The organism is Enterobacter cloacae complex sp. IR5441, from assembly GCF_049238215.1.
Lineage (GTDB): Bacteria > Pseudomonadota > Gammaproteobacteria > Enterobacterales > Enterobacteriaceae > Enterobacter > Enterobacter hormaechei_C.
In genome coordinates, this window is record NZ_JBMKIA010000001.1 from 356,981 (window position 1) to 374,205 (window position 17,225).

Here is a 17,225-nt window from a genome sequence, read left to right on the forward strand (position 1 = left end):
TTATTCATCTGGACAGAGATTCCTTTTATTCCCCGATTCGCTTATTCTTGCTGAAGCGTTTCAGTCGATTAAATGTTCGACAATTGACCAATCAATCGCAGTTTGTGACAGCAAGGATTCCCCTTCGGGCGTCGCTGGATTACTCTTTCAGCCACCTCAAACTCAGGGATAGCTTTGCAGGAGATCTATGACCGTACGCGTAGCGATTAATGGCTTCGGTCGCATCGGACGCAACGTGGTTCGTGCTTTATATGAATCCGGGCGTCGTGCGGAAATCACCGTGGTGGCAATCAATGAACTGGCGGATGCTGCGGGCATGGCGCATTTGTTGAAATATGACACCAGCCACGGTCGCTTTGCCTGGGACGTTCGCCAGGAAAGGGAACAGCTGTTCGTCGGTGACGATGCCATCCGCGTGCTGCATGAGAACAGTATTGAAGGGCTGCCCTGGCGCGAACTGGGTGTGGATGTGGTGCTGGACTGTACCGGCGTGTACGGTAACCGTGAACATGGCGAAGCGCATCTGAATGCTGGCGCGAAAAAAGTGCTGTTCTCCCATCCCGGCAGTAACGACCTCGACGCCACCGTCGTGTTTGGCGTCAACCAGCACGAGCTGCAAGCTGAACACCGCATTGTCTCCAACGCCTCCTGCACCACCAACTGCATTATTCCGGTCATTAAACTGTTAGACGATGCGTATGGCATTGAATCCGGCACCGTGACCACGATTCACTCCGCCATGCACGATCAGCAGGTCATCGACGCCTACCATCCGGATTTACGGCGCACTCGCGCGGCGAGCCAGTCCATCATTCCGGTGGATACGAAACTGGCTGCCGGGATCACCCGTATTTTCCCGCAGTTTAACGACCGTTTCGAAGCGATTGCCGTGCGCGTGCCGACGATAAACGTCACCGCAATCGATCTTAGCGTGACGGTGAAAAAACCGGTAAAAGCCTGTGAAGTCAACCTGTTGCTGCAAAAAGCGGCACAGGGAGCATTTCATGGTATAGTTGACTATACGGAATTACCGTTGGTCTCAGTAGATTTTAACCACGACCCGCACAGCGCCATCGTGGATGGCACGCAGACGCGAGTCAGTGGTGCGCACCTTATCAAGACGCTGGTCTGGTGTGATAACGAATGGGGCTTTGCTAACCGAATGCTCGACACCACGTTAGCCATGGCCGCAAAAGGTTTCAGGTAGAGCGCACCTTGCGCTTGCAAAACTTTAAGAATCAACGAGAGGATTCACCATGTCTGTAATTAAGATGACCGATCTGGATCTGGCAGGTAAACGCGTTTTCATCCGTGCCGATCTGAACGTACCGGTTAAAGATGGCAAAGTGACCAGCGACGCGCGTATCCGTGCATCTCTGCCAACCATTGAACTGGCTCTGAAGCAGGGCGCTAAAGTGATGGTCACCTCCCACCTGGGCCGTCCAACTGAAGGCGAGTACAACGAAGAGTTCTCTCTGCTGCCGGTTGTTAATTACCTGAAAGACAAACTGTCCAGCCCGGTTCGCCTGGTGAAAGATTACCTGGACGGCGTAGACGTTGCCGAAGGTGAGCTGGTTGTTCTGGAAAACGTTCGCTTCAACAAAGGCGAAAAGAAAGACGACGAAACCCTGTCCAAAAAATACGCTGCGCTGTGCGACGTATTCGTGATGGATGCATTCGGTACGGCTCACCGTGCGCAGGCATCTACCCACGGTATCGGTAAATTCGCAGACGTCGCCTGTGCAGGTCCGCTGCTGGCTGACGAACTGGAAGCGCTGGGTAAAGCTCTGAAAGAACCTGCTCGTCCAATGGTCGCTATCGTTGGTGGTTCTAAAGTTTCTACCAAACTGACCGTACTGGATTCCCTGTCCAAAATCGCTGACCAGCTGATCGTTGGTGGTGGTATCGCGAATACCTTCGTTGCTGCGCAAGGCCACAACGTGGGTAAATCCCTGTACGAAGCGGATCTGGTTGACGAAGCCAAACGTCTGCTGAGCACCTGTGATATCCCGGTTCCAACTGACGTTCGTGTAGCTACCGAGTTCTCCGAAACCGCTACCGCAACCCTGAAATCTGTTAACGACATCAAAGATGAAGAGCAGATTCTGGACCTGGGCGACGTTTCTGCACAGAAACTGGCTGAAATCCTGAAAAACGCAAAAACTATCCTGTGGAACGGTCCTGTCGGCGTGTTCGAATTCCCGAACTTCCGCAAAGGGACTGAGATCGTGGCTAACGCTATCGCAGACAGCGAAGCGTTCTCTATCGCAGGCGGTGGTGACACCCTGGCAGCTATCGATCTGTTCGGTATCGCTGACAAGATCTCCTACATCTCCACTGGTGGCGGCGCATTCCTCGAATTCGTGGAAGGTAAAGTCCTGCCAGCAGTAGCAATGCTCGAAGAGCGCGCTAAGAAGTAAGCCATTCAGGGGCAGGGAAACCTGCCCAATTTTCAGCGCGCTTATCAGAGCTCGCACCTTTTCTAACGGCCGAAGATACAGGACTAAGCAACATGTCTAAAATTTTTGATTTCGTAAAACCTGGCGTTATCACTGGTGATGACGTACAGAAAGTGTTCCAGGTAGCTAAAGAAAACAACTTCGCTCTGCCAGCAGTTAACTGCGTAGGTACCGACTCCATCAACGCCGTACTGGAAACCGCTGCAAAAGTTAAAGCACCGGTTATCGTTCAGTTCTCTAACGGCGGCGCTGCGTTCATCGCAGGTAAAGGCGTGAAAACTGACGTTCCTCAGGGCGCTGCTATCCTGGGTGCTATCTCTGGCGCACATCACGTTCACCAGATGGCTGAGCACTACGGTGTTCCGGTTATCCTGCACACTGACCACTGCGCGAAAAAACTGCTGCCATGGATCGACGGTCTGCTGGACGCAGGTGAAAAACACTTCGCAGCAACCGGTAAGCCACTGTTCTCTTCTCACATGATCGACCTGTCCGAAGAGTCTCTGGAAGAAAACATCGAGATCTGCTCTAAGTACCTGGCGCGTATGTCCAAAATGGGCATGACCCTGGAAATCGAACTGGGTTGCACCGGCGGTGAAGAAGACGGTGTGGACAACAGCCACATGGACGCTTCTGCTCTGTACACTCAGCCAGAAGACGTTGATTACGCTTACACCGAGCTGAGCAAAATCAGCCCACGCTTCACCATCGCAGCGTCCTTCGGTAACGTACACGGCGTATACAAACCAGGTAACGTGGTTCTGACCCCGACCATCCTGCGTGATTCTCAGGAATATGTGTCTAAGAAACACAACCTGCCGCACAACAGCCTGAACTTCGTCTTCCACGGCGGTTCCGGTTCTTCTGCTCAGGAAATCAAAGATTCCGTAAGCTACGGCGTAGTGAAAATGAACATCGATACCGACACCCAGTGGGCAACCTGGGACGGTATCCTGCAATACTACAAAACCAACGAAGCTTACCTGCAAGGTCAGCTGGGCAACCCGAAAGGCGAAGACCAGCCGAACAAGAAATACTACGATCCACGCGTATGGCTGCGCGCTGCCCAGACTTCTATGATTACTCGTCTGGAGCAGGCATTCAAAGAACTGAACGCGGTTGACGTTCTGTAATTTGAGCTGTTCATAGCGTCAAGAAGGTCCGCATATGCGGGCCTTTTTTTATGCCTTTTCAATAGCCTGATGCCTCTGTTTTTGTGATCTGTTTGGCAATATCATGGCTTTTTGTTTACCCTTTACTGACCTGCCTGTCTCCGTGTGGGATAGATTTTGTGGTTTATATGAGCATAAGGAAAGATAAATGGAAGATCTCGGTGTTGTAGATAGCATCAATAACGCTGGCTCCTGGCTGGTGCGCAACCAGGCGCTCCTGATTAGTTACGCTGTGAATATTGCGGCGGCAATCGCCATTATTATTGTGGGGATGATCGTTGCCCGCACGGTTTCCCGGGGCGTTAATCGCGTAATGCTATCCCGTCATATCGATGCAACCGTTGCTGATTTCCTTTCTGCGCTGGTGCGTTACGGGATTATTGCGTTTACCCTCATTGCGGCAATGGGGCGGGTCGGTGTACAGACCGCTTCGGTCATTGCCGTACTTGGTGCCGCTGGTCTGGCCGTAGGTCTCGCTCTTCAGGGCTCGCTGGCTAACCTTGCAGCTGGCGTACTGTTAGTGACGTTCCGTCCTTTCCGTGCCGGAGAGTATGTTGATCTCGGTGGCACTGCGGGCACCGTGCTGAACGTGCAGATTTTTTCTACCACGCTGCGTTCGGCAGACGGCAAAATCGTCATTGTGCCAAACAAGAAAGTGATTGATGGCAACATTACTAACTTCTCTCGTGAGCCGGTTCGCCGTAATGAACTCATTATCGGGGTTGGCTATGATTCAGATACTGAGCTGGTGAAAAAGCTGATTACCGATATCATCGAATCAGATGATCGCATTCTTAAAGATCGCGAAATGACCGTTCGCCTGAACGAGCTGGGCGCGTCATCCATTAATTTTGTGGTGCGCATCTGGAGCAAAAGCGGCGATCTGCAAAACGTTTACTGGGACGTGCTGGAACGCATCAAGCGTGATTTCGATGCCAACGGCATCAGCTTCCCGTACCCGCAGATGGACGTAAACGTCAAAAAAGTCAAAGAAGCAGAGTAACGTCTCCCGTAGGCCCGGTAAGCGTCAGCGACACCGGGCTTTTCTTTTATTAGCCCGGCTAATCCCCAATTAATATTATCAATTTCCTCTAATGTCGTTCCCGCAGTATAGTCTGCCTCCAGGACAACTCTGTGAGAATTACGTCATGTTATCTTATTATTTTCAGGGGCTTGCGTTAGGCGCGGCCATGATCCTTCCCCTTGGTCCACAAAATGCGTTCGTGATGAACCAGGGCATTCGCCGCCAGTATCATCTGATGATTGCCCTGCTGTGCGCGGTGAGCGATTTGCTACTGATTTGCGCCGGGATTTTTGGCGGCAGCGCCTTGCTGATGCAGTCGCCGTGGCTGCTGGCGCTGGTTACCTGGGGCGGCGTAGCGTTTCTGCTGTGGTACGGGTTTGGCGCCCTGAAAACGGCCATGAGCAGCAATCTTGAACTGGCGAGCGCCGAAGTGATGAAGCAGGGGCGCTGGAAGATTATCGTCACCATGCTCGCCGTAACGTGGCTTAACCCGCACGTTTATCTTGATACGTTCGTGGTGCTCGGCAGCCTGGGTGGACAGCTGGACGTTGAGCCCAAGCGCTGGTTTGCGCTCGGTACGGTCAGCGCCTCCTTCCTCTGGTTCTTTGGTCTTGCGATCCTGGCGGCATGGCTGGCGCCACGTCTGCGCACCGCTAAAGCGCAGCGCATTATCAATACCCTGGTTGGGCTGGTGATGTGGTTTATTGCCTTCCAGCTGGCGAAAGAGGGCATTCATCACGTACAGGGATTGTTCAACTAAGCGTTGTCTTATGGACATCTGAACAAGACCCGCTAAGCTTGCTGGCATGAGCCCTGTTGATGGGGCACTCTTCGCAACATGGAGGAATGACAGTGAAGTTTAAGGTGATGGCCCTGGCGGCATTAGTAAGTTTAGGTGCGGTGTCGGTGCAGGCGAATGAACTGCCAAACGGCCCGCACATTGTCACTTCAGGCACGGCAAGCGTGGATGCGGTACCGGATGTTGCAACCCTGGCAATTGAAGTGAACGTGGCGGCGAAAGATGCTGCTTCCGCCAAGAAACAGGCAGACGATCGTGTTGCGCAATACCTCTCTTTCCTGGAACAGAACGGTGTCGCGAAAAAAGACATCAGCTCTGCGAACCTGCGTACCCAACCGGATTACGACTACCAGAACGGCAAAAGCATCCTGAAAGGCTATCGCGCCGTGCGTACTGTGGAAGTGACTGTACGCCAGCTAGATAAGCTCAACGGATTGCTGGATGGTGCGCTGAAGGCTGGGCTGAACGAAATTCGTTCCGTCTCGCTGGGCGTTGCGCAACCGGAGAAATATAAAGACGAAGCGCGTAAAGCGGCGATTGATGATGCCATTCATCAGGCGCAGCAGCTGGCATCCGGCTTCAAGACCAAGCTCGGTCCGGTTTACAGCGTGCGCTACCACGTTTCAAACTACCAGCCAAGCCCGATGGTTCGGATGATGAAGGCGGACGCCGCGCCGGTTTCTGCTCAGGAAACCTATGAGCAGCCAACCATTCAGTTCGACGATCAGGTTGATGTGGTGTTCCAGCTGGAGCCGACTGAAAAGCCCGCTCAGTAACCCGTAGGCCGGGTAAGGCGAAGCCGCCACCCGGCTAGTTTTTCAATCCTGTCTTAACACCTTATGCCCAAACGCCAGCAGCGCGTCAGTGACGTTGCGCATCATGCGGCTTTCCGGCGCAAAACGGTGCCAGTACAGCATCCGGCGCTGATACAGCCCCGGGGTTAAATCAATCAGCTCACCGCTTTTCAACTCTTTCTCAATCTGCAAATGCGGGATCATGCAGCAGGTGGTTCCCTGACGCGCGAGCTGTACGAAGGCTTCGGACGAGTTAACGATATGACACGGTACGCTGCCCGGCGGCAGATCGAAGTTTTGTTGCAGGAAGGCCTGATGCATATCGTCCAGATGGTCGAAAGCGACGGCAGGCGCTTTCAGCAGCGCGGCGCGGGTCACACCGTTCGGGAAGTAGCGCTCGGCAAAAGCTTTTGAACCGACAAACAGGTAATCCAGCGCGCCCAGCTGATCCACCAGACAGCTTGGCAACGCCTGAGGCTGAATACTGACCGCACCAACCACTTCGCCGCGACGCAGGCGCTCCTGGGTGCGGGTTTCGTCTTCAACCTGGAGATTCAGGCGGATAGGGGAGTCGGCCAGCACCGGCGCAAGGGCCGGCAGCAGCCAGGTCGCCAGACTGTCGGCGTTCACCGCCAGCGACAGCAGCAGCGGCGTGGAGCCGGTCTGTTCATCGCCCAGCCACTCATCTTCCAGCAGTTCAACTTGCCGCAGCAGGGCGAGGAGCTTTTGTCCTTGCTCCGTCGGACGCGGCGGTACGGTACGCACCAGCAGCGGCTGCCCGAACATGTTTTCAAGCTGTTTGATACGCTGTGATACGGCGGACTGGGTGATGCACAGCTTTTGCGCCGCGCGCTCAAAACCGCGTTCACGAATAACTGCATCAAGTGCCTGTAGTGTTCTGTAGTCCGGACGTTTCATTGCTCTGGCTGACTCCTTAATTTTGCTTAATCTGCACTATGACACAATTTTCCCTTCGTGGCAGACGAAATCCATTCGACGTGTTCTATAATGCGCCCTGAGTTTTCACACCACAGGCAAAACGATCATGACGCAGGATGAACTGAAAAAAGCAGTAGGATGGGCCGCTCTCCAGTACGTACAGCCGGGTACCATTGTCGGTGTTGGTACGGGGTCGACGGCGGCGCACTTTATCGATGCGCTGGGCACGATGAAGGGGCAGATCGAGGGCGCGGTTTCCAGCTCCGATGCTTCCACGGAAAAGCTGAAAAGTCTCGGCATCACCGTTTTCGACCTCAACGAAGTGGACCGTCTGGGCATTTACGTTGATGGCGCGGATGAAATCAACGGCCATATGCAGATGATCAAAGGCGGCGGCGCGGCGCTGACGCGCGAGAAGATCATCGCTTCCGTGGCGGATAAGTTCATCTGCATCGCGGACGCCTCCAAGCAGGTCGACATTCTGGGGAATTTCCCGCTGCCGGTCGAAGTGATCCCGATGGCGCGCAGCGCCGTGGCACGTCAACTGGTGAAGCTGGGCGGTCGTCCGGAATACCGTCAGGGTGTGGTGACCGACAACGGCAACGTGATCCTCGATGTTCACGGCCTTGAGATCCTCGATGCCATTGCGCTGGAAAATGCGATCAACGGCATTCCAGGCGTCGTTACCGTAGGGTTATTTGCCAACCGTGGCGCGGATGTGGCGCTGATCGGCACGGCTGACGGTGTAAAAACCATCGTAAAATGATCTGACGGGGGGAACGCTCCCCCCGCTAAAAAAATTTGAAAAGCTAAATTCGGTGACTTGTGTCACGTTTTTCCGCCTCTTTTGCCGATCCTGCCACGTTCGTAATTTTCCGCAGCATTTTCCTCTGCCATTTTGCTCTGTATGACTTTTCTTCAGAGTGCCGACGCAAACGTTCATATTGCTGCAATAGTTTTTTTTGATATGTTGGCTGCACGGGATTTATATCCAGCACAACATCAGTTCAGATAAAAACAGGGTCGGCTAAATGGCAAAGGTATCACTGGAGAAAGACAAGATTAAATTCCTGCTGGTTGAAGGCGTGCACCAGAAAGCGCTCGATAGCCTTCGCGCAGCAGGCTACACCAACATCGAATTTCACAAAGGCGCGCTGGACACTGAAGAGCTGAAAGCGTCCATCCGTGATGCCCATTTCATTGGCCTGCGATCCCGTACCCAACTGACTGAAGACGTTATTGCTGCGGCGGAAAAGCTGGTGGCGATTGGCTGTTTCTGCATCGGCACCAACCAGGTTGATCTGAATGCCGCCGCAAAACGTGGTATCCCGGTCTTTAACGCGCCGTTCTCTAACACCCGTTCCGTGGCGGAGCTGGTGATTGGCGAGCTGCTGCTGCTCCTTCGCGGCATTCCGGAAGCTAACGCCAAAGCACACCGCGGCGTGTGGAATAAGCTGGCTGCGGGCTCCTACGAAGCGCGTGGTAAAAAGCTTGGGATTATCGGTTACGGCCACATCGGTACGCAGCTCGGTATTCTGGCGGAATCCCTCGGCATGCACGTGTTTTTCTACGATATCGAAAGCAAGCTGCCGCTGGGTAACGCGACGCAGGTGCAGCATCTCTCTGATCTGCTGAATATGAGTGACGTGGTCAGTCTGCACGTGCCGGAAAATGCGTCCACCAAAAACATGATGGGGGCGGAAGAGCTGGCGCTGATGAAGCCGGGCTCTCTGCTGATCAACGCCGCGCGCGGCACTGTGGTTGACATTCCTGCGCTGTGCGACGCGCTGAAGCGTAAGCATCTGGCGGGTGCGGCGATTGACGTATTCCCGACGGAACCGGCCACCAACAGCGATCCGTTCACCTCTCCGCTGTGCGAGTTCGACAACGTGATCCTGACGCCGCACATCGGCGGTTCTACTCAGGAAGCGCAGGAGAATATCGGCCTGGAAGTGGCGGGTAAGCTGAGCAAATATTCCGACAACGGTTCAACGCTCTCTGCGGTGAACTTCCCGGAGGTGTCTCTGCCGCTGCACGGTGGGCGTCGTCTGCTGCACATCCACGAAAACCGTCCTGGCGTGCTGACCGCCATCAACCAGATCTTTGCTGAGCAGGGTGTTAACATTGCCGCGCAGTATCTGCAAACTAACTCGCAGATGGGATATGTGGTGATTGATATCGAAGCGGATGAAGACATCGCCGAGAAAGCATTGCAGAGCATGAAGGCCATTCCGGGGACGATTCGAGCGCGCCTGTTGTACTGATGGTGCAGTTTGTGGCGTCGGGTGGCGGCTGCGCCTTACCCGACCTACAGTTGTCGTGCGGTTTGTGTGTCGGGTGGCGCTTACGCTTACCCGACCTACAATGTTCGAGGATTTATGTAGGCCGGGTAAGGCGTAGCCGCCACCCGGCTTTGTTCTACCAGGTCCAGGTTTTACTGGGCGTCACCACCGCCGGCAACGGCACATCCCATTTCTCTACGGGTAATGCCTCCACGCCCTGGCAATCATGCGCATACCCCACCGGCTGCAATCCGTACTGCTGCCAGTTTTGTAGCGTCCTGTCATAGAATCCCCCGCCCATGCCTAATCGCTGGCCCTGCTCGTCAAACGCCACCAGCGGCGTAATCAGCACATCCAGCCCGGAAAGCGGGAGCACGTCGCGCACGTCGAGTTTGGGTTCGGTGATTTTCAGACGATTCACCACCAGCTCGCTGTGCGGATGGTAGTGCAGAAACAGCAGATTGCCCGGGCTAAAGGGATGCAGAACCGGCAGGTAAACTTTTTTCCCGGCGCGCCAGAGCTGGTCGATAAGCGGTTGGGTATCCAGCTCACCATCAAACGAGATAAACAGGGCGACGGTGTTTGCCATCACCACAGGGGGATAGGCCATCATGCGGGCGGCGGCCTGCTGAGCAAACTGTGCCTGTTGCTCGGCGCTTAGGGCGCGACGACGCTGGCGAATAAGCTGACGGATGTCCTGGCGTGAAGCAGAAACTTCAGGGAGTTGAGTCATGGTAGTCGGTAGAAGAAAAGAGAGGGAATCTCCGAGATGCCGCCGCAGGCTGTAACCCTTGAACCCTTGGTTCAAGGTGAATGTGTCGTCATAGTTTTAAGGCTTCTCGGACGAACCGAGCATGCTCACCAACCATGGAGCGCCACATTCTTGTGGTATGAAATATCGGCTCAGGGGACTGGCCCGCTTGCGAACATCTCAGAGAAATTTTGTCTTCACAGTTACTCTACCATAGTCAACTGAGAAGTGTTATTCAAACTTTGGTCCCGGTCTTTCGGGACTGCGACCTTGATCAAGCAATGCCTGTTCTATGGTCTGCTGGAGCATTTTAATGCGCTGCTCCATGCTTGCCGCGTAATCGCGGGTCTTCGCTTTTTCCTGAGTCAGTTCATAGCTGATGTTCAACGCGGCGATGAAAACCAGCTGCTCAGTATTTGTGACTCTAGTGCGTTCTTTTAGATCTTGCAACCGCTGATTCAAATCGTCCGCAGCCTGATTCAAGGCATCCCTTTGTTCAGGCGGACAATTCACTCGCAGTGAACGGCCAAAAATCTGGAGATCGACGGGTTGTGCAGACATGCCACCTTCCTGCTGATTGACTGCGCTGCCTTCGCATACTGCCCCGGGGGCTGCGAAGGGGCGACACTATAGCTACCCTGATGTGAAGATACAAGCCCTTTTCTGGTATCACCAGGGTCCAAAGTGGTAGCATATCATGAATATCCTCCCTTTGATGACGAATGCGTATGTCTATACAGAACGAAATGCCTGGTTACAAGGATTTAAACCAGTTACTGAACCAGCAGGGAGTCGGTCTGACCCCTGCCGAAATGCACGGTCTGATCAGCGGCATACTGTGCGGCGGAAACAGCGACAGCTCATGGCAGCCGCTGATCCACGACCTCACCAACGAAGGGCTGGCGTTTGGCCACGAACTGGCGGAAGCGCTGCGTAAAATGCACGCCGCAACCAGCGATTCCCTGGAAGACGATGGCTTTCTTTTTCAGCTTTATCTGCCTGAAGGCGACGATGTCAGCGTCTTCGATCGCGCTGATGCGCTCGCGGGTTGGGTAAACCACTATCTTCTTGGCCTGGGCGTAACCCAGCCTAAACTGGATAAAGTGACCGGCGAAGCGGGTGAAGCGATCGACGATCTGCGCAACATCGCCCAGCTCGGCTACGATGAAGACGAAGACCAGGAAGAGCTGGAGATGTCTCTCGAAGAGATTATCGAGTACGTACGCGTGGCGTCTCTGCTGTGCCACGACAACTTTACGCGCTCGCAGCCGACCGCGCCGGAAGTTCGCAAGCCAACATTACACTAAGAAAAATAACGCACAGGAGGGTGTCATGGTTATCTCCAGTCAAGAGTATTCTCGCCGTCGTCAGGCGCTGCTGGCAAAAATGCAGCCGGGAAGCGCTGCCCTGATTTTCGCCGCGCCGGAAGTGACGCGCAGCGCCGACAGCGAATACCCCTATCGCCAGAGCAGTGATTTCTGGTACTTCACCGGGTTTAACGAGCCGGAAGCGGTACTGGTGCTGATTAAAAGCAATGACACCCACAACCACAGCGTGATTTTTAACCGCGTGCGCGATCTGACCGCGGAAATCTGGTTTGGCCGCCGCTTAGGACAGGAGGCGGCGCCAGAAAAACTGGGCGTGGACCGCGCGCTGGCCTACAGCGAAATCAACCAGCAGCTCTACCAACTGCTGAACGGTCTGGACGTGCTCTATCACGCCCAGGGCGAATACGCGTATGCGGATGACATTGTTTTCACCGCGCTGGATAAGCTGCGTAAAGGCTCACGTCAGAATTTGTCTGCACCCGCCACCCTGACGGACTGGCGACCGATGGTGCATGAGATGCGCCTGTTCAAGTCTGAAGAAGAGCTGAACGTGATGCGCCGCGCGGGCGAAATCAGCGCCCTGGCGCATACCCGCGCCATGGAAAAGTGCCGTCCCGGTATGTTCGAGTACCAGCTTGAAGGCGAAATTCACCATGAATTTAACCGTCACGGCGCGCGCTTCCCGTCCTATAACACCATCGTAGGCGGCGGGGAAAATGGCTGCATTCTGCACTACACCGAAAACGAAAGTGAACTGCGCGACGGCGATCTGGTGCTGATTGACGCCGGCTGTGAATATCAGGGTTACGCGGGCGACATCACCCGTACCTTCCCGGTGAACGGTAAATTCACCTCCGCGCAGCGTGAAATCTATGACATCGTGCTTGAGTCTCTGGAGACCGCGCTGACGCTGTTCCGTCCTGGCACCTCCATCCAGGAGGTTACGGGCGAGGTGGTGCGCATCATGATTACCGGGCTGGTGAAGCTCGGCATTCTGAAAGGCGATGTGGACACCCTTATAACCGAAAACGCCCATCGTCCGTACTTTATGCACGGCCTGAGCCACTGGCTGGGGCTGGATGTGCATGACGTCGGGGCATACGGTCCGGAACGTTCGCGCGTGCTGGAGCCTGGCATGGTGCTGACCGTTGAGCCGGGGCTGTACATCGCGCCGGATGCCGACGTGCCGGAACAGTACCGCGGGATCGGCATTCGTATTGAAGATGATATCGTCATCACCGAAACCGGTAACGAAAACCTGACCGCGACCGTGGTGAAAAAAGCTGACGACATCGAGGCGCTGATGGCGGCGGCACGCGGATGAGCGTAATCATCGTTGGCGGAGGCATGACCGGCGCTACTCTGGCGCTGGCTATTTCGCAGTTAACCCAGGGCCAGCTTCCGGTGCATCTCGTCGAGGCGGTCGCGCCGCAGGCGGCCGATCATCCCGGTTTCGACGCCCGCGCTATCGCGCTGGCGCAGGGAACCTGTCAGCAGCTTGCGCGTATTGGGATCTGGCAGGCGATAGCGGATTGCGCAACGGCGATCGGCACCGTTCACGTCAGCGATCGCGGGCATGCCGGGTTTGTGACGCTGGATGCCCACGATTACCGGATCGAGGCGCTGGGGCAGGTTGTCGAGCTGCATAACGTAGGGCTGCGGCTGTTCCGTCTGTTACAGGACGCGCCTGGCGTCACGCTGCACTGTCCGGCGCGCGTCGCCAGCTTTAGCCGTCGTGACGAGGCCGTCAGCGTGACGCTGGACAACGGCACCACGCTGGAGGGGCAACTGCTGGTGGCGGCAGATGGTTCACGCTCCGCGATCGCCACGCAGTGCGGCGTCGAATGGCGCTCTGAACCCTATGGGCAGGCGGCGGTCATCGCTAACGTCTCTACGGCTGGCGCGCATAACGGCAGGGCATTTGAGCGCTTCACGGAGCACGGCCCGCTGGCCATGCTGCCGATGTCGAACGGGCGCTGCTCGCTGGTATGGTGCCATGCGCAGGATCGGGCCGATGAGGTTCTCTCCTGGTCCGACGAACGTTTTTGTTCCGAGCTGCAAAAAGCCTTCGGCTGGCGGCTTGGGCGCATCACCCATGCCGGAAAACGCGTGGCCTATCCGCTCGCGCTGACGACCGCATCGCTGACTGTCTCCCATCGCGTCGCCCTGGTCGGCAACGCCGCGCAGACGCTGCACCCCATCGCCGGGCAAGGCTTCAACCTTGGCCTCCGTGACGTGATAAGCCTGGCAGAGCAACTGGCCCGGACGTGGAGCGAACAACAGGATTGTGGCGCATACTCGGTGCTAAGCCATTACCAGAAACGACGCCAGGCGGACAAAGCGGCGACCATTGGCGTCACCGACGGTTTAGTCCACCTGTTTGCCAATCGCTGGGCACCGCTGGTTGCGGGTCGCAACCTTGGGCTGATGGCGATGGAACTGTTCATTCCGGCACGTGACGTGCTGGCGCAGCGGACCCTGGGTTGGGTCGCGCGTTAAGGAGTATTGACCGTGCAAAATGTTGATGTCGCCATTGTGGGTGGCGGAATGGTAGGACTGGCGCTGGCCTGTGGTTTACAGGGCAGCGGCCTGCGCGTGGCCGTGCTTGAGCAAAAAGCGCCGCAGCCTGTGGCGCAGGATGCACCGCCGGAGCTGCGCGTCTCGGCGATCAATGCCGCCAGCGAAAAGCTACTGACGCACCTTGGCGTCTGGTCTGAAATCGTGGCGCTGCGTGCCAGCTGTTACCATGGCATGGAAGTGTGGGACAAAGACAGCTTCGGCCATATCGCGTTTGACGATGAAAGCATGGGCTATAGCCACCTTGGACACATCGTTGAAAACGCGGTGATCCACCACGCGCTGTGGCAGAAAGCACAGCAGTGCAGCGACGTCACGCTGATCGCACCGGCGAAACTCCAGCAGGTGGCGTGGGGCGAAAACGACGCGTTTATCACTCTTGAAAGTGGCGACATGCTGACCGCGCGTCTGGTGGTGGGTGCCGACGGCGCCAATTCCTGGCTGCGTAACAAAGCGGATATTCCGCTGACCTTCTGGGATTACCGCCATCACGCGTTGGTGGCCACAATCCGCACCGAAGAGCCGCACGGCGGCGTGGCGCGCCAGATTTTCCATAATGACGGCATTCTGGCCTTCCTGCCGCTTGCCGATCCGCATCTCTGCTCCATCGTCTGGTCCTTAGAGCCGGAGAAAGCGCAGCAGATGCAGGAGGCGACGCCGGATGCCTTCAGTCAGGCGCTATGCGTGGCGTTTGATAACCGTCTGGGCCTGTGCATGCTTGAAAGCGAACGCCAGACGTTTCCGTTAACCGGTCGCTACGCGCGTCAGTTTGCCGCGCACCGTCTGGCGCTGGTGGGGGATGCGGCGCATACCATTCATCCGCTGGCCGGGCAGGGGGTGAACCTCGGCTTTATGGACGCGGCTGAGCTGGTTGAAGAGCTGCGTCGCCTGCATCGGGAAGGCAAAGATATTGGCCAGCATCTGTATCTGCGTCGCTACGAGCGCAGCCGCAAACACAGTGCGGCGATGATGCTGGCGGGGATGCAGGGTTTCCGCGAGCTGTTTGCCGGAGCGAATCCGGCGAAAAAACTGCTGCGCGATATTGGCCTCAAGCTGGCCGACACTCTTCCCGGCGTAAAACCGCAGCTTCTTCGTCAGGCAATGGGCCTCAACGATCTTCCCGACTGGTTACGTTAATCTCGATCCCCGTCACACTTTATTTTCCCGGCCTCCGCGCCGGGGAAATTTCCTCGTTTGAAATAATCTAATTTCACGTCATTTTTCGCATTAGAAAATCTAATCTTACTATTTTTATGTTACGGAAATTCGGCCCGTTTTTCCGCACGAAATATCACCATCTGCTAAATTCTGTTAGATCATTGTTAATTTTATGCGGGTTTAATCGCATTTTCCCAGTGAATAACTCTGTAGGCTTTTCAGCGATTTTTGGTCATAAGCTAATGTGATGACCCGTTTTACCTTATGGTTAACCGCCGGTTTCGGTGGTAAGTTCAGGTAAAAGAGAACGTTTGCGTCGGCCCCCGATCGCGAGGCCGACACCGGGTTTCACGGTGAATTTTTCAACGAGGAAAAGATGGCTCAACAGACTCCTTTGTACGAACAGCACGTGTTGTGCGGCGCCCGCATGGTGGACTTCCACGGCTGGATGATGCCGCTGCACTACGGCTCGCAGATTGATGAGCACCACGCGGTGCGCACCGATGCCGGTATGTTCGACGTGTCTCATATGACGATTGTCGACCTGCGCGGTAGCCGCACCCGGGAGTTTTTGCGTTATCTGCTGGCAAATGACGTCGCCAAACTGAAGACGCCGGGCAAAGCGCTCTATACCGGCATGCTGAATGCCTCGGGCGGCGTGATTGATGACCTTATCGTCTATTACTTCACTGAAGATTTCTTCCGCCTCGTTGTAAACTCCGCCACCCGCGAAAAAGACCTCTCCTGGATCACCCAACACGCCGAACCTTATGCCATCGACATCACCGTCCGTGACGATCTGTCACTGATCGCCGTGCAGGGGCCGAACGCGCAGGCGAAAGCCGCGTCTCTGTTCAGCGACGAGCAGCGCAAAGCCACCGAAGGCATGAAGCCGTTCTTCGGCGTGCAGGCGGGCGATCTGTTTATCGCCACCACCGGCTACACCGGTGAAGCGGGCTACGAAATTGCCATGCCAAACGATAAGGCCGCTGATTTCTGGCGTGCGCTGGTGGAGGCGGGCGTGAAGCCTGCGGGCCTGGGCGCGCGCGATACGCTGCGTCTGGAAGCGGGGATGAACCTCTACGGTCAGGAGATGGACGAAGGCGTCTCTCCGCTGGCGGCCAACATGGGCTGGACCATCGCGTGGGAACCGGCTGACCGTGATTTTATTGGTCGTGAAGCGCTGGAGATGCAGCGCGAGAAGGGCACTGAACAGCTGGTTGGCCTGGTGATGAAAGAAAAAGGCGTGCTGCGCGGCGAGCTGCCGGTGCGCTTCACCGATGCCGATGGCAATCATCGCGAAGGCGTGATCACCAGCGGAACGTTCTCCCCGACGCTCGGCTACAGTATTGCCCTGGCACGCGTGCCGGCGGGGATTGGCGAAACGGCGGTGGTGCAGATCCGCAACCGCGAAATGCCGGTCAACGTGACCAAACCGATTTTTGTTCGCGCCGGTAAGCCGGTCGCCTAACTATTTTTATCAGGAGAACTTCAATGAGCAATGTGCCAGCAGAACTGAAATACAGCAAAGAACACGAGTGGCTGCGCAAAGAGGCGGACGGCACTTACACCGTTGGGATCACCGAGCACGCGCAGGAGCTGCTGGGCGACATGGTGTTTGTTGATCTGCCGGAAGTGGGCGCAACCGTGAGCGCAGGCGACGACTGTGCGGTGGCGGAATCCGTTAAAGCGGCCTCTGACATCTACGCCCCGGTGAGCGGTGAAATTGTTGCCGTGAACGACGCGCTGAGCGACTCCCCGGAGCTGGTCAACAGCGAACCGTATGAAGGCGGCTGGATCTTCAAGATCAAAGCCAGCGACGAAGCGCAGGTTGCCGCGCTGCTGGATGCGACCGCGTATGAAGCACTGTTAGAAGACGAGTAATCAGTAATCCCCCTCTCCCTTTGGGAGAGGGCAGGGGTGAGGGTGCCAATCTTCCCCT

Annotated in this window: 17 protein-coding genes and 1 other RNA gene; 14 read left to right on the forward strand and 4 right to left on the reverse strand. The window is 55.9% G+C overall.

Features of this window, described 5'->3' with window-relative positions:
• Nucleotides 1-187: 187 nt before the first annotated feature.
• The 6 genes from epd (at nucleotide 188) to ACOTX5_RS01735 (ending at nucleotide 6,230) form a co-directional block, all read left to right on the forward strand.
• Entirely contained in the window at nucleotides 188-1,207 is a 1,020-nt protein-coding gene (epd, locus tag ACOTX5_RS01710; RefSeq protein ID WP_015571810.1) for an erythrose-4-phosphate dehydrogenase, read from the forward strand.
• Between the two features lie 49 nt (nucleotides 1,208-1,256).
• Nucleotides 1,257-2,420, forward strand: a complete 1,164-nt coding sequence (pgk, locus tag ACOTX5_RS01715) for a phosphoglycerate kinase (protein ID WP_032102947.1) — start codon at nucleotides 1,257-1,259, stop codon at nucleotides 2,418-2,420.
• Between the two features lie 92 nt (nucleotides 2,421-2,512).
• A complete protein-coding gene (gene fbaA / locus ACOTX5_RS01720; RefSeq protein WP_017692704.1) occupies nucleotides 2,513-3,592 on the forward strand; it encodes a class II fructose-bisphosphate aldolase in 1,080 nt (359 codons plus the stop codon).
• 187 nt (nucleotides 3,593-3,779) lie between these two features.
• Nucleotides 3,780-4,634 (forward strand): small-conductance mechanosensitive channel MscS, encoded by an 855-nt coding sequence (gene mscS / locus ACOTX5_RS01725; protein WP_045910765.1) that lies wholly within the window; start codon nucleotides 3,780-3,782, stop codon nucleotides 4,632-4,634.
• A 145-nt stretch (nucleotides 4,635-4,779) separates the two neighbouring features.
• On the forward strand, nucleotides 4,780-5,415 hold the full coding sequence (gene argO, locus ACOTX5_RS01730) for an arginine exporter ArgO (protein WP_003860085.1): 636 nt from the start codon (nucleotides 4,780-4,782) through the stop codon (nucleotides 5,413-5,415).
• Nucleotides 5,416-5,507: 92 nt separating this feature from the next.
• Nucleotides 5,508-6,230: an oxidative stress defense protein gene (locus ACOTX5_RS01735; RefSeq protein ID WP_017382904.1), complete on the forward strand. Its 723-nt coding sequence runs from the start codon at nucleotides 5,508-5,510 to the stop codon at nucleotides 6,228-6,230.
• Nucleotides 6,231-6,272: 42 nt separating this feature from the next.
• Here ACOTX5_RS01735 and argP read toward each other — a convergent pair whose 3' ends face one another.
• Nucleotides 6,273-7,166: a DNA-binding transcriptional regulator ArgP gene (argP, locus tag ACOTX5_RS01740; protein WP_003860089.1), complete on the reverse strand. Its 894-nt coding sequence runs from the start codon at nucleotides 7,164-7,166 to the stop codon at nucleotides 6,273-6,275.
• Between the two features lie 127 nt (nucleotides 7,167-7,293).
• On the opposite strand from argP, the gene rpiA reads away from it, so the two are divergent.
• The gene (gene rpiA / locus ACOTX5_RS01745; protein ID WP_003860091.1) at nucleotides 7,294-7,953 is read left to right on the forward strand and encodes a ribose-5-phosphate isomerase RpiA; all 660 of its coding nucleotides are present in this window, start codon (nucleotides 7,294-7,296) and stop codon (nucleotides 7,951-7,953) included.
• Between the two features lie 265 nt (nucleotides 7,954-8,218).
• Nucleotides 8,219-9,451: a phosphoglycerate dehydrogenase gene (gene serA / locus ACOTX5_RS01750; protein WP_017692705.1), complete on the forward strand. Its 1,233-nt coding sequence runs from the start codon at nucleotides 8,219-8,221 to the stop codon at nucleotides 9,449-9,451.
• Between the two features lie 154 nt (nucleotides 9,452-9,605).
• Here serA and ACOTX5_RS01755 read toward each other — a convergent pair whose 3' ends face one another.
• The 3 genes from ACOTX5_RS01755 to zapA all read right to left on the reverse strand — a co-directional run bounded on the left by ACOTX5_RS01755 (nucleotide 9,606) and on the right by zapA (nucleotide 10,781).
• Nucleotides 9,606-10,202: a 5-formyltetrahydrofolate cyclo-ligase gene (locus ACOTX5_RS01755; protein WP_015571804.1), complete on the reverse strand. Its 597-nt coding sequence runs from the start codon at nucleotides 10,200-10,202 to the stop codon at nucleotides 9,606-9,608.
• A gap of 24 nt (nucleotides 10,203-10,226) precedes the next feature.
• Nucleotides 10,227-10,410, reverse strand: a non-coding RNA gene (gene ssrS / locus ACOTX5_RS01760) — 6S RNA.
• A 41-nt stretch (nucleotides 10,411-10,451) separates the two neighbouring features.
• Nucleotides 10,452-10,781, reverse strand: coding sequence for a cell division protein ZapA (zapA, locus tag ACOTX5_RS01765; RefSeq protein WP_003860096.1), 330 nt, complete (start codon nucleotides 10,779-10,781; stop codon nucleotides 10,452-10,454).
• A 167-nt stretch (nucleotides 10,782-10,948) separates the two neighbouring features.
• Between zapA and ACOTX5_RS01770 the strand changes: the two genes are divergently transcribed.
• The 6 genes from ACOTX5_RS01770 (at nucleotide 10,949) to gcvH (ending at nucleotide 17,167) form a co-directional block, all read left to right on the forward strand.
• Entirely contained in the window at nucleotides 10,949-11,527 is a 579-nt protein-coding gene (locus ACOTX5_RS01770) for a YecA family protein (protein ID WP_003860099.1), read from the forward strand.
• A gap of 31 nt (nucleotides 11,528-11,558) precedes the next feature.
• Entirely contained in the window at nucleotides 11,559-12,872 is a 1,314-nt protein-coding gene (pepP, locus tag ACOTX5_RS01775) for a Xaa-Pro aminopeptidase (RefSeq protein WP_026080576.1), read from the forward strand.
• Entirely contained in the window at nucleotides 12,869-14,047 is a 1,179-nt protein-coding gene (ubiH, locus tag ACOTX5_RS01780; RefSeq protein WP_063438899.1) for a 2-octaprenyl-6-methoxyphenyl hydroxylase, read from the forward strand. The genes pepP and ubiH overlap by 4 nt, the downstream gene beginning before the upstream one ends.
• Nucleotides 14,048-14,059: 12 nt before the next feature.
• The gene (ubiI, locus tag ACOTX5_RS01785; RefSeq protein WP_023295388.1) at nucleotides 14,060-15,262 is read left to right on the forward strand and encodes an FAD-dependent 2-octaprenylphenol hydroxylase; all 1,203 of its coding nucleotides are present in this window, start codon (nucleotides 14,060-14,062) and stop codon (nucleotides 15,260-15,262) included.
• A gap of 397 nt (nucleotides 15,263-15,659) precedes the next feature.
• On the forward strand, nucleotides 15,660-16,754 hold the full coding sequence (gene gcvT / locus ACOTX5_RS01790) for a glycine cleavage system aminomethyltransferase GcvT (RefSeq protein ID WP_023304391.1): 1,095 nt from the start codon (nucleotides 15,660-15,662) through the stop codon (nucleotides 16,752-16,754).
• Between the two features lie 23 nt (nucleotides 16,755-16,777).
• Nucleotides 16,778-17,167, forward strand: coding sequence for a glycine cleavage system protein GcvH (gcvH, locus tag ACOTX5_RS01795; RefSeq protein ID WP_006811885.1), 390 nt, complete (start codon nucleotides 16,778-16,780; stop codon nucleotides 17,165-17,167).
• Nucleotides 17,168-17,225: the final 58 nt, after the last annotated feature.

Bases quoted from the DNA above. Each gene is read 5' to 3' on its own strand.
- epd (WP_015571810.1), top strand. From the start codon at position 188: ATGACCGTACGCGTAGCGATTAATGGCTTCGGTCGCATCGGACGCAAC.
- pgk (WP_032102947.1), top strand. From the start codon at position 1,257: ATGTCTGTAATTAAGATGACCGATCTGGATCTGGCAGGTAAACGCGTT.
- fbaA (WP_017692704.1), top strand. From the start codon at position 2,513: ATGTCTAAAATTTTTGATTTCGTAAAACCTGGCGTTATCACTGGTGAT.
- mscS (WP_045910765.1), top strand. From the start codon at position 3,780: ATGGAAGATCTCGGTGTTGTAGATAGCATCAATAACGCTGGCTCCTGG.
- argO (WP_003860085.1), top strand. From the start codon at position 4,780: ATGTTATCTTATTATTTTCAGGGGCTTGCGTTAGGCGCGGCCATGATC.
- argP (WP_003860089.1), bottom strand. From the start codon at position 7,166: ATGAAACGTCCGGACTACAGAACACTACAGGCACTTGATGCAGTTATT.
- rpiA (WP_003860091.1), top strand. From the start codon at position 7,294: ATGACGCAGGATGAACTGAAAAAAGCAGTAGGATGGGCCGCTCTCCAG.
- serA (WP_017692705.1), top strand. From the start codon at position 8,219: ATGGCAAAGGTATCACTGGAGAAAGACAAGATTAAATTCCTGCTGGTT.
- ACOTX5_RS01755 (WP_015571804.1), bottom strand. From the start codon at position 10,202: ATGACTCAACTCCCTGAAGTTTCTGCTTCACGCCAGGACATCCGTCAG.
- zapA (WP_003860096.1), bottom strand. From the start codon at position 10,781: ATGTCTGCACAACCCGTCGATCTCCAGATTTTTGGCCGTTCACTGCGA.
- ACOTX5_RS01770 (WP_003860099.1), top strand. From the start codon at position 10,949: ATGTCTATACAGAACGAAATGCCTGGTTACAAGGATTTAAACCAGTTA.
- ubiH (WP_063438899.1), top strand. From the start codon at position 12,869: ATGAGCGTAATCATCGTTGGCGGAGGCATGACCGGCGCTACTCTGGCG.
- gcvT (WP_023304391.1), top strand. From the start codon at position 15,660: ATGGCTCAACAGACTCCTTTGTACGAACAGCACGTGTTGTGCGGCGCC.
- gcvH (WP_006811885.1), top strand. From the start codon at position 16,778: ATGAGCAATGTGCCAGCAGAACTGAAATACAGCAAAGAACACGAGTGG.